This is a genomic window from Mesorhizobium album, assembly GCF_033977205.1.
Lineage (GTDB): Bacteria > Pseudomonadota > Alphaproteobacteria > Rhizobiales > Rhizobiaceae > Mesorhizobium > Mesorhizobium album.
In genome coordinates this window covers 1-10,517 of record NZ_JAVIIW010000087.1, presented here as the reverse complement: position 1 = coordinate 10,517, position 10,517 = coordinate 1, and the positions used below count along the sequence as shown (strand labels likewise).

Below are 10,517 nucleotides of genomic sequence, written 5' to 3'. Positions count from 1 at the left end.
CAATGGCCGCTACAGAATCACACGTGATTCCAGCCCTTCAAGCCCCTTTCGCAGCCCCACCTTCCGCTTGACATCCCACAGACGCAAATGTGTGCGCACGCTAGCCCACAAAGGGGAGAAGGAGGGGCGCTCGCTCGCTTTCGCCCCCTGACGATTCCACGGCAATTTCGACGCGGGCTCCAACGCTCGCTCCCTCGCTCATGCCGCATCGTCGCCGCTGACCGCGCGAAGGAAGCGCGCCCACAGCCAATGGAGACGATAATGACGAGCTTGGATCGAACCACCTGCGAAACCGGTCGGGCGGGCTTCAGCCTGTCCGGCCTTGCCGGACGCGCGCTCAGCCTGGCCTATCGCGCCATCAAGATGCGCAGCGAACGCGCCGCGCTGCAGGCCATGCCGGACTTTATGCTGAAGGATATCGGCATCAGCCGCTCGCAGATCGAGCACTATACCCGCGTGCGCCTTGCGCCCTTCGACACGGACGGGATCGACAGCTGAAGCGCTGGCCGCCACGGCGGCCGGAATGGCGTCAAGGCCAGTCAAAGCCCCGGCATCGCCGGGGTTTTTCGTGCTTGGCCCTGCCCCGCCGACCGGCCTCCTCGCCATTGGATTCCAGCGACAGGCGCGTGTGCGAAATGAAACGCCCAATGCAATTTCCACGGTGCGCGTATCAAAAATTCCACGCTCGCACCCACTCTCGCTCAAACGCTCGACCGCCAAAAGAAGGCCGTCACGGCAACCAAGCCGCAAAGCAACCTGGGAGAAGAGAAATGCAACCGAACACCAAGCCTGCACGCGTTCCGCTCAATGGCGTCGACACGCCGAACCTGATCGCGACGATCAATTTCGTGGCCGGTCAGCCGGAGCTGGCGAAGTTCCAGTTCCGCGCCCACAACGAATGGATCGAGGGTACGCACAGCAAGAGCGTCATGCACGGCTTCTTCGGCGCCGGCCAGGAGCAGAAGCATGAGAAGCCCTATTACGCCGACAGCGACCATCCGGCCATCCTGTGCGGCGCCGACAACGCGCCGACCCCGGTCGAATGGCTGCTGCATGGGCTGGCAAGCTGCCTGATGGCGGGCCTTGCCAACATTGCCGCGGCGCGCGGCATCAAGCTCAGCCGGGTCAAGTGCTCGGTCGACGGCGACATCGACCTGCGCGGCATCCTCGGCATTTCCGACGAGGTGCGCAACGGCTTCCAGAACATCCAGGTGTCGTTCGAGGTCGAGGGCGACGCGCCGGCCGAGAAACTCAACCAGCTTGTCGAACAGGCCCGCGCCCGTTCGGCCGTTTTCGACTTGCTGACCAAGGGCGTGCCGGTGACGGTCGGGATCAAGACCATCCAGTAATCCGACAATCCAATAACCCGCTGGGAGACGGTTCGCTCACGGCCGTCTCCCGCAATGCCAATGGACAAGAAGCCATGAAACGGGCTGACGTCATCATCGTCGGCGCGGGCCAGGCCGGGCTTGCGCTCAGCCATTGCCTCGGCCGGATCGGCATCGAGCATGCCGTGCTGGAGCGCGGCCGCATCGGCGAGCGCTGGCGCTCGCAGAGCTGGCGTTCGCTCCGGCTTCTGACGCCCAACTGGCTGAACGCGCTGCCGGGCTCGCCCTACGCGGGTGACGACCCCGACGGCTTCATCGACAAGAGCGCCTTCGTGGCGACCCTGGAGGCCTATGTGGGGCGCTGGCGGGCGCCGGTCGAATGCTGCGTCGAGGTTCTTTCGGCAACGCGGACCAGCAACGGCTTTGTGCTCGACACCAGCGCCGGCGCGTGGTCGGCCAAATCCGTCGTGGTGGCCACCGGCCATTGCGACCGGCCAATGATCCCTTTTGCGTCCGAGACCAAGGGCGGCCCGCTGAATATCCACGCTTCGCAATATCGTTCCGCCGGCGAACTGCCGCCCGGCGGGGTCCTGATCGTCGGCGCCTCGTCATCCGGCGTGCAGATCGCCGACGAGTTGGCGCGCGCCGGCCGGCGCGTGACGCTGTCTGTCGGCAAGCACACGCGCCTGCCGAGGCGCTGGCGCGGCAAGGACATCTTCTTCTGGCTCTGCGAGATGGGCTTCATGGCGCAGCCGCTCGACGCGCTCGCCAATCCCGAGAGCGCCAGGCGCCAGCCCTCGCTGCAGCTTGTCGGGCGGTCGGACAAGGCCGATGTCGACCTCGCCACGCTGCAGGCGCTGGGCGTGGAGCTGGCTGGGCGGGTGCGCGGCATTGCCAATGGCGAGATCGCCTTTGCCGACGATCTCGCCACGCAGATCGCGGCGGCTGAGGCGAAGCAGGCGCGCCTGCTCGCCGAGATCGACCGCTTCGCCGGCGAGGCGCGATCAGGCCGGCGCGAACCTGTGGCGGTGCCTTCGGCTCGCCGCCAACGGCTCTCGCTGACCGATGGATCGATCCGCACGATCATCTGGGCGACCGGCTATTCCCGTTCGTTCGGTTGGCTGGAGCCGGCCGCGCTCGGCGCCGACGGCGAGCTCGCGCATCAGGGCGGCGTCACCAGCGTGCCCGGGCTCTACGCGCTCGGCTTTCGCTTCCTGCGCAAGCGCGATTCCAACTTCATCGGCGGCGTCGGCACGGACGCGCAAGCGATCGCCGCCGAGATCTGTCGCTATCTCGACCGCAAGGGCCGCCAAGCCGCCTGAGGACAATGACGATGCCGATAAATTCCCTGCCGCCCGTGCCTAAGCGCCCCCATTACGACGCCATCATCGTCGGCGCACGCTGCGCCGGCGCCTCGACGGCCCTGCTGCTCGCCCGCGGCGGCCTCAAAGTGCTGGCGATCGATCGCAGGCCCTATGGCTCCGACACGCTTTCCACGCATGCGCTGATGCGGCCCGCCGTGCTGCAGCTGTCGCGCTGGGGCCTGCTGGAGCCGCTGCTCAAGGACGGCACGCCGCTGGTCGAGGCGACGACGTTCCACTATGGCGACGAGGAGATCACCATCCCGCTCAACACCGGACCCGATCTTCCCGGGTTGATCGCGCCACGGCGCGCCGTGCTTGACCGCATCCTCGTCGATGCCGCGCGCAAGGCCGGCGCCGAGTTCCTGCACGACATGGCGGTCGGCGATCTCTTTGCCGACACATGCGGGCGCGTGCGCGGCGTCGAGATCCGCGGCGCCGGCCGCGCCGCCTCGCGAGTGAGCGCCGACATCGTGATCGGCGCCGACGGCATCGGCTCGCTGGTGGCCAAATGCTGCGACGCGCAGGTGCTGCGAAGCGGCTCTGTTTCGGCCGCCCATGTCTATGGCTACGCACCTGTCGAACCCGGTGCCGGCTATCACTGGTATTTTCGCGACGGCATCGCCGGTGGCCTCATTCCCACCAATGACGGGCTGGCCTGCATCGTCGCCTCGGTGCCGACGCGGCTGTTCGACCAGCGCTTCCGCCTCGGCCACGGCCGCGCCCGCATGGAGGTGCTGGAAGCGCTTTCGCCGGCGCTGGCCGAACAGGCGAGCCGCGCGCCGACCGATGCCCGCCTGCAGGCGTTCCGCGGCGTGCCCGGCTATATCCGCCAGGCCCATGGCCCGGGCTGGGCGCTGGTCGGCGATGCCGGCTTCTTCCGCGATCCGATCACCTCGCACGGCATTTCCGATGCGCTGCGCGACGCCGAGGGCCTGGCGCGCGCCATCCTCGACGGGTCCGAGGCGGCGTTCGAGATCTGGCGGCAGGAGCGCGACCTCTTCGCCAACCAGATCCTCGACACCACGGACGCCGTCGCGGGCTTCGACTGGACCCTTGCCGACCTCGGCGAGCGGCATCGCCGCTTCAGCGCTGTCATGAAGGCCGAGGTGCTGGCGCTCGCCGGACAGTCGACGCCGGTCTGCGGCGCCGCGGGCCGGCCGACCACCTATCGGGCGCCGGCGAACCAGGACGAGCCGCGGGCCAACCCCGGCGCCCCCGGCGCCTCGAACCTCTATCGCAATCGAACCGGAGCAAGACCATGACTGTGCATCTAATGAAGGACGGGTGGATCGGCGTCATCAAGGGGCGGCCGCAAGTTGGCGCCGCCGCCGAGCGTTCGCGGCGCACGCAACCGCAGGATATCGACGCGTTCGCCGAAATGACCGGCGACCGCAATCCGTTGCATTACGACAAGCAACTCGCCGAGGCTTCGGTGTTCGGCAAGCTGATCGTGCAGGGCGGCGTCACCTCGGGCATCCTCAACGCGGTGGTGGCGGAGGACCTCCCTGGCCCCGGCTCGGTGTTCCTCGAAGTCTCATGGAAATTCGTCAAGGCGGTCGGCGTCGGCGAATTGATCACCGGCCGCGTCGAGGTCAAGGAAGTGCGCGCCGACAAGCCGATCACAAAGCTGGTGACATCGGTGCGCAACGAAGCGGGCGAGCTTTGCCTCACCGGCACCGCAACCGTGTTCACCGTACCGCTGGCCAAGGTCTGAGCCTTCGCAATGACGCTCTGGCGCACCGCGGTCCCGGCGGCCGAGCTTTGCGCGGATACGCGCCGCTGGGAGATGCTGGGACTGCTGTGCCTGGCCGTCGTGCTGTCGCTGACCACCTGGTTCTCGGCAACGGCGATCACGGCCGAGCTCAAGGCGGCATGGCGCCTGTCCGGGCCGATCGACATCTGGCTGACCAATGGCGTGCAGATTGGCTTCGTCGCTGGCGCGCTGGCCGCCAGCGTGGTCAACCTGCCGGATATTGTCAGGCTCAACCGGCTGATGGCGATCTCGGCGCTCGTGGCGGCGGCGGCCAATGCCTCGCTTCTCATGCAGCCAGCACCGGCAGGCGCCGTTGCCGCGCGCCTGTTGACCGGCGTCGCGCTGGCTGGCGTCTATCCGCCGGCCTTGAAGCTCGCGTCCACATGGTTCGCGCGTGGCCGGGGGCTGGCGCTCGGCGCCCTGGTCGGCGCGCTGACGCTTGGATCCTCGCTGCCGCATCTGTTCCGGGCGGTGGCCGGCTCGTTCGACTGGCAGCTGGTGGTGCTGGGTACGACCGCGGCCGCGCTCGTCGGTTCGACGCTGTTCTGGTTCGCCAGCGAGGGGCCGTATCCTTTCGGCAAGGCTGTCTTCGAGCCGCGCCGGATCGGCGCGATCTTCCACGACCGGGCGCTGATGCTGGCCAATATCGGTTATCTCGGCCACATGTGGGAACTCTATGCCATGTGGGCCTGGCTGATCGCCTATGTGCGCGCCGCGCTCGAGGCGCAGCAGCGGCCCTCTCCGGCGCTCGCCTCGCTGCTGACATTCCTCAGCGTCGCCGCCGGCGCCGGGGGCTGCCTGCTCGGCGGCGTGCTTTCCGACCGCTTCGGCCGCAGCCTCACCACCGCCGGTATGATGACGGTGTCCGGCCTCTGCGCGCTGACGATCGGCTTCGTCTTCGATGGGCCGCTCTGGCTGTTGGGGCTGGTGATCGTCGTCTGGGGCGTTTCGGTGATCGGCGATTCCGCGCAGTTCTCGGCGGCGGTCACCGAGCTTGCCGACCGCCGTTTCGTCGGCACGGCGCTGTCGGTGCAGCTCGGATCGGGCTTCGGACTGACGGTGCTGGCGATCTGGCTGTTGCCCCATGTCGCGGACTGGCTCGGCTGGCGCTGGGCTTTCCTGATGCTGGCGCCTGGCCCGTTTGCCGGCATGGCCGCGATGCTGGCGCTTCGGCGCTTGCCGGCCGCGGCGCGCATGGCAGGCGGCAAGCAGTGAACATGGTGGGTGTCGAGCCTCAGCCCGGCTCACCGGTCGCTGCGCGGGGCCGGGCCGAGAGGCCGCCAATAGTCGGCGCTGTTTTCGGCAGCTTGCCGAGAGTGAGGCCGGCGCCGCAGCGGGCGGGGGGCGTTGGGTAACTGAGGCACCGGCCGAAGGCGGAATGGGCAACCGCCACCGTCAAAGATAGGCTTCGCCCGCCGCGAGGAAAATTGCGCGATCGCGGAAGGGCTGTCGCCAAGGCTACCGCCATTCCGGAAACCGGCAGGCGGCGATGCTATTTTACGATCCCGCCGTCTCGGCGACGAAGGCCCGGACGTGGGCGATGAACTCGTCGAAGGCCGGCTCGCCCTCGAGCAGGATGTGGTTCTGGCTTTCCAGCTCGAAGAAGCGCGCGCCGGGAATGCCGGCCGCCATGGTGCGGCCGGACTCCACCGGCGCCACGTTATCCTCCCGCGCGTGCAGGACCAGGGTCGGCACCCGCACCTTTTCCAGGAGGTCGCCGACATCGATCACGGAGAAGGCGCTCTGCAGGCGCCAGGCGTCGTCCGGCGACACGGTGCGCTTCATCAGATCGTCCATCCAGGCGAAATGCTCGTGCGTGGCGCCGGGGATGAACATGGAGCAGAAGGCCTGGCGGAACATCGGATTCGACTTGCCCCAGCTTTCGCGCATCAGCGTCGCCGCGGCCTCGCGCGTGGCGATCTCGCCGGCGTCACCGCGCGCCCGCCAGCCTTTGACATAGCCGCCGTAGAGGATCATGCCCGACAGCCTTTCGGGATGGCGTACGGCATAGGCGATCGAAACCGCGCAGCTCTGCGAGAGGCCAAGAAGCGTGAAGCGATCGAGCCCCGCCGCCTCGACCACGCATTCGAGATCCGAAACCATGGTGTCGAACGAGACGTCGACCACGTGGCGTTGCGACAGTCCGTTGCAGCGCTCGTCGTAGCGTACCAACTGGTTCTCGCGCGACAGTTCCGACATCCAATGCCGCCAGATCGGACTGTCCCAGTCGAAGGTGAGATGCGACATCCAATGGGCGGCGCGAAGGATGGGAGGGCCGCTGCCGGTCTTGGCAAAAGCGAGCCTTGTGCCGTCGAGGGCCCGGCAGAAGTGGACGGCGCGGCCAGGGTCCTGCGCGGTCGCCGAGCCCTTCGCGGGCGAAGGCGAAAATGATTGCGCCGGTGCCGCGGCATTCGTGCTTGGTGGCGCAGAGTGTGTCGTCGGATGGGCGGCTGCCGCCCTGACCTTCTCCTCCAGCGCCTCGATCTCTTCCGCCAGGCCGATATCCTCCGGCAGCAGGCGGCGCAGGCGCCGGGCAAGCGGCAGCGCCCGCCTCGGCTCGTCGGCCAGCCGCTCAATGAGCTCGCGCAATATGCCGAGCTCGACGATCTCGACCTCGCTGGCAACGCCCGCGCGCCAGGCCTCGTATTCGAAGCAGCGCTCGAGCGAGAGATCGGCCAGGAAATCGCCACGGATCGAAAGGGCAACGGCCTCGAGCTCTTCCGTCGACGCCAAGGAAAGATCGCCCTTCACCAGCGGCAGCAGCCGGGCATAGTCGGTTGCTAGCCTGAGCGAGACGCTGTTGCGGTCGGCGACCAAGGCGGATTCGTCTTGGCCCAACACCTGGCGGATCTTGGACAGGCTCCAGCGCAGGGCGCCGCGCGGATCGTCGGGAATGTCCCAGAAGATTTCGCAAAGCCGCTCGCGCTGGTGCGCCTTGCCGGTGACGGCGAGATAGGCAAGCAAGGCTCTTGTCTTGCGCGACGGTGGCAGGTCGAGCAGCGCGCCGTCGCGGGCCACCTGGAAATCGCCGAGCACGCACAGCTGCAGCAGCCCGGCTTGCGGACTGTCGGTCATGTGGCCGGATACCCTTCCACTGCCAATACCCCCTGGCCTCTCGTCGATGCGGCGGGAGAAGACCGCACCGCAATATCAAAATCGGCTAATTTACGGAAGCCGATACGGCAAGACGGGCGCGGGGAATGTGGGATGGGTTACATTGGCGGGCGGCGAAGAAAGGCGCGGCGCGGAAGCTGCTGATCTCCCCCTTGTGGGGGGAGATGTCCGGCAGGACAGAGGGGGTGCGAAGGAACTCGACCTTTCCGGGACTTTACGTGTGATAAGCAAGACAGGCTGGCGGGACAGCGCCCCCTCTGCCTTGCCAGGCATCTCCCCCACAAGGGGGAGATTGAGCGCGTCAGCGCTTTCGCAAACCTCCAACCACCGCAATCATCATCGCCACCACCACCAAACCCGCCGCCACCGCGAACGTGACCCGCATGCCGCCGGCGACCGCCTCCGGCGCCGCCCCGGCTATGTCACCCACGCCCACCGCAAAAGCAAACACCGCGCCCATCACCGCCGTGCCGGTGATCAGGCCGAGATTGCGCGAGAGGCTGAGCATGCCCGAGACCACGCCGCGCTCGCTCCCATCCACGTCGGCCATGACGGCGGTGTTGTTGGCTGCCTGGAAGAGCTGGTAGCCGGGCGTCAGGACCATGATCGCCGCCGCGTAACCGGCAACGCCGAACAGCACCGGCAGCGCCGAGAGAGCGGCACAGCCCACGGCCATCAGCGCCAGCCCGGCGGCGACCATCGCGGACGCGCCCAACCGGTCGACGATGCGGCCGGCGACGACGCCGCACAGCGCCGAGACGACCGGGCCGATCGACAGGACGGCGCCAACCAGCGCCTCGCTCAAGCCCAGCGCACGCGACAGGAAGAACGGCCCGACCACAAGCGTCGCCATCATCACCGTCGAGACCAGCGCATTCATGGCAAGGCTCGGCGCCAGCACCGGGTCGCGCAGCAGCGTGAGCTTGACCAAGGGCGACGGCACCTTGCCCTCGGCGTAGAGGAACAGGCCGGCGCCGAGGAAGGCCATCACCAGCAGCGCGATGTTCGTGCCGCCGAAATGGCCGCGTCCGGTGGTCATCGCCAGTGCATAGGCTGCAAGTGCAAGCGAAAGCAGGACTGTGCCGAGCATGTCGAAACGCCGGCCAACTCCCCTCGCGCCGCTGAGCCTCGCCGCATTGCAGTCGATGCTCGCCGCTTCGCGGTCGGGTCTCGCCGCCGGATCAGCCGGCAGGAAGCGGTGCGCAGCAAGCATGGCGGCAACGCCCAGCGCGGCATTGACGAGGAAGATCGCGCGCCAGCCGAGAAAGGCGATCAGCGCGCCGCCGAGCGACGGCCCAAGCGCGGTGCCGATCGCCGACATGGTGCCGAGAAGGCCCATGGCGCTGCCGGTACGCTCCTTCGGCACCGTCTCGCCGACGAAAGCGACGGTCAGCGCCATCATCACCGCCGCGCCCAACCCCTGCGCGACGCGCGCGGCAATCAGCAGCGGCAGCGTCGGCGCGAGCGCAGCCGCCAGCGAGGCTGCGCTGAACAGCGCGAGGCCGGCGACCAGCAGTAGCCGGCGGCCGACGAGGTCGCCGAGGCGCCCGACGCTGACGATGAGCGCGGTGATGGCGAGCAGATAGGCAAGCACCACCCACTGCACCGCCGGGAAGGAGGCAGCGAAGGCTATGCTCAGCGTCGGCAGCGCGACATTGGCGATGCTGGTGCTGAGCGAAGAGAGCAGCATGGCAAGCGACAGGCTGGCCAACGCACCCGCCGTCGAGCGGCTTGCGGGCACGGCGCGTGGATCGGCAATGTCGGTCATGGTTCTTCTCCGGCTTAGGTGCAACGTGCCGGGAAGATAGGCGCATGGCTGATATGGCGGAACATGCAGCGTTTGCACTTAATCAGTGCATGAAACGCCATGTCATGCAGCCGCAACCATGCTATTGTCGCGCCATGTCGCGACCTGATCTCAACCTGCTTGTCACGCTGGACGTGCTGCTTGCCGAAGGCAGTGTGGCGAGAGCGGCGCGGCGGATGAAGCTCAGCCCGTCGGCGATGAGCCGCGCCTTGGCACGGCTGCGCGAGGCAACCGGCGACCCACTCCTGGTGCGCGCCGGGCGCGGCCTGGTGCCGACGCCGCGCGCGATCGAATTAAGCACGGAAGCCGGCCGCCTAGTGAAGGAAGCGGAAGCGATGCTGCGTCCCGCCGAGCGGCTTGATCTCAAGCGCCTTGCGCGCAGCTTCACGCTGCGCAACAGCGACGGCTTCGTCGAGAACTTCGGCCCGGCGTTGATTGCCCGGGTGGCGGAAGAGGCGCCGGGAGTGCAGTTGCGCTTCGTGCCGAAGCCCGACAAGGACAGCGCGCCGATGCGCGAGGGCAGCGTCGATCTCGAAACCGGCGTGGTCGGCGGCTCGACCGGCCCGGAGGTGCGCACGCAGGCGCTGTTCCGCGACCGTTTCGTCGGCGTCGTGCGGCCGGGCCATCCGCTGAGCGAAGGCAGGATTACCGCCGCCCGCTTCGCCGCCGGCCGCCACATCTTGATCTCGCGCCGCGGCCTCGACCGCGGCCCGGTGGACGACGCGCTGGAGCTCGTGGGGCTCGAGCGCGCGAGCGCGACGGTGGTCGGCGGCTTTGCCGAGGCGCTGGCGCTCGCCCGCGGTTCCGACCTCGTCGCCACCGTGCCCGAGCGCTATACGGGCACACTGCGCGAAGGCCTCTTCACCTTCGCGCTGCCGGTGAAGCTCGCCGGCCTCACCATCTCGCTGCTATGGCACCCGCGCCTCGACGCCGACCCCGCGCATCGCTGGCTGCGGGGCGTGGTGCGCGAAGTGTGCGGGGGCAGCGCAGCGCGCAATCTCCCCCCTTGAGGGTCCCTTGTGGGGGAGATGGTCGGCAGACCAGAGATCCCATGATGAGTGGTGGACAGCGGCCTGAGGGAGATCAGAGTCGGTTTGCTACCAACCACTCTGAAGGGATTTGCCATGACAGCAGAACCAAACTCGCCCCGA

The 10,517-nt window shown here is 68.0% G+C and carries 9 protein-coding genes; 7 read left to right on the top strand and 2 right to left on the bottom strand.

All coding sequences use genetic code 11. The annotated features are described in order from the left end of the window. Positions 1–261 precede the first annotated feature (261 nt). The 6 genes from RFN28_RS33915 to RFN28_RS33890 all read left to right on the top strand — a co-directional run bounded on the left by RFN28_RS33915 (position 262) and on the right by RFN28_RS33890 (position 5,660). Positions 262–498, top strand: coding sequence for a DUF1127 domain-containing protein (locus RFN28_RS33915; RefSeq protein ID WP_320291487.1), 237 nt, complete (start codon positions 262–264; stop codon positions 496–498). 272 nt (positions 499–770) lie between these two features. Further along, positions 771–1,349, top strand: coding sequence for an OsmC family protein (locus tag RFN28_RS33910; RefSeq protein WP_320291486.1), 579 nt, complete (start codon positions 771–773; stop codon positions 1,347–1,349). Positions 1,350–1,423: 74 nt separating this feature from the next. Continuing rightward, entirely contained in the window at positions 1,424–2,650 is a 1,227-nt protein-coding gene (locus tag RFN28_RS33905; RefSeq protein WP_320291485.1) for a flavin-containing monooxygenase, read from the top strand. An 11-nt stretch (positions 2,651–2,661) separates the two neighbouring features. Further along, complete coding sequence (locus RFN28_RS33900; RefSeq protein ID WP_320291484.1) at positions 2,662–3,954, top strand: NAD(P)/FAD-dependent oxidoreductase; 1,293 nt, start codon at positions 2,662–2,664, stop codon at positions 3,952–3,954. Further along, positions 3,951–4,406 carry a MaoC family dehydratase gene (locus tag RFN28_RS33895; RefSeq protein ID WP_320291483.1) on the top strand — a complete coding sequence of 152 codons (456 nt, stop codon included), beginning with the start codon at positions 3,951–3,953 and terminating at the stop codon, positions 4,404–4,406. Before RFN28_RS33900 ends, RFN28_RS33895 begins: the two co-directional genes overlap by 4 nt. A gap of 9 nt (positions 4,407–4,415) precedes the next feature. Next, positions 4,416–5,660, top strand: a complete 1,245-nt coding sequence (locus RFN28_RS33890; RefSeq protein WP_320291482.1) for an MFS transporter — start codon at positions 4,416–4,418, stop codon at positions 5,658–5,660. Positions 5,661–5,942: 282 nt separating this feature from the next. On the opposite strand, the gene RFN28_RS33885 is transcribed toward RFN28_RS33890, so the two are convergent. Together RFN28_RS33885 and RFN28_RS33880 are read right to left on the bottom strand one after the other, a co-directional pair. After that, positions 5,943–7,520: a bifunctional AfsR/SARP family transcriptional regulator/alpha/beta hydrolase gene (locus RFN28_RS33885; protein ID WP_320291481.1), complete on the bottom strand. Its 1,578-nt coding sequence runs from the start codon at positions 7,518–7,520 to the stop codon at positions 5,943–5,945. 340 nt (positions 7,521–7,860) lie between these two features. Then, positions 7,861–9,327 carry an MFS transporter gene (locus tag RFN28_RS33880; RefSeq protein ID WP_320291480.1) on the bottom strand — a complete coding sequence of 489 codons (1,467 nt, stop codon included), beginning with the start codon at positions 9,325–9,327 and terminating at the stop codon, positions 7,861–7,863. Between the two features lie 134 nt (positions 9,328–9,461). Here RFN28_RS33880 and RFN28_RS33875 point away from each other — a divergent pair, with 134 nt between their 5' ends. Continuing rightward, positions 9,462–10,376, top strand: a complete 915-nt coding sequence (locus RFN28_RS33875; protein ID WP_320291488.1) for a LysR family transcriptional regulator — start codon at positions 9,462–9,464, stop codon at positions 10,374–10,376. Positions 10,377–10,517: the final 141 nt, after the last annotated feature.

Excerpts from the sequence above, each read along its gene's own strand:
- RFN28_RS33915 (WP_320291487.1), top strand. The coding sequence starts at position 262 with ATGACGAGCTTGGATCGAACCACCTGCGAAACCGGTCGGGCGGGCTTC.
- RFN28_RS33910 (WP_320291486.1), top strand. The coding sequence starts at position 771 with ATGCAACCGAACACCAAGCCTGCACGCGTTCCGCTCAATGGCGTCGAC.
- RFN28_RS33905 (WP_320291485.1), top strand. The coding sequence starts at position 1,424 with ATGAAACGGGCTGACGTCATCATCGTCGGCGCGGGCCAGGCCGGGCTT.
- RFN28_RS33900 (WP_320291484.1), top strand. The coding sequence starts at position 2,662 with ATGCCGATAAATTCCCTGCCGCCCGTGCCTAAGCGCCCCCATTACGAC.
- RFN28_RS33895 (WP_320291483.1), top strand. The coding sequence starts at position 3,951 with ATGACTGTGCATCTAATGAAGGACGGGTGGATCGGCGTCATCAAGGGG.
- RFN28_RS33890 (WP_320291482.1), top strand. The coding sequence starts at position 4,416 with ATGACGCTCTGGCGCACCGCGGTCCCGGCGGCCGAGCTTTGCGCGGAT.
- RFN28_RS33885 (WP_320291481.1), bottom strand. The coding sequence starts at position 7,520 with ATGACCGACAGTCCGCAAGCCGGGCTGCTGCAGCTGTGCGTGCTCGGC.
- RFN28_RS33880 (WP_320291480.1), bottom strand. The coding sequence starts at position 9,327 with ATGACCGACATTGCCGATCCACGCGCCGTGCCCGCAAGCCGCTCGACG.
- RFN28_RS33875 (WP_320291488.1), top strand. The coding sequence starts at position 9,462 with ATGTCGCGACCTGATCTCAACCTGCTTGTCACGCTGGACGTGCTGCTT.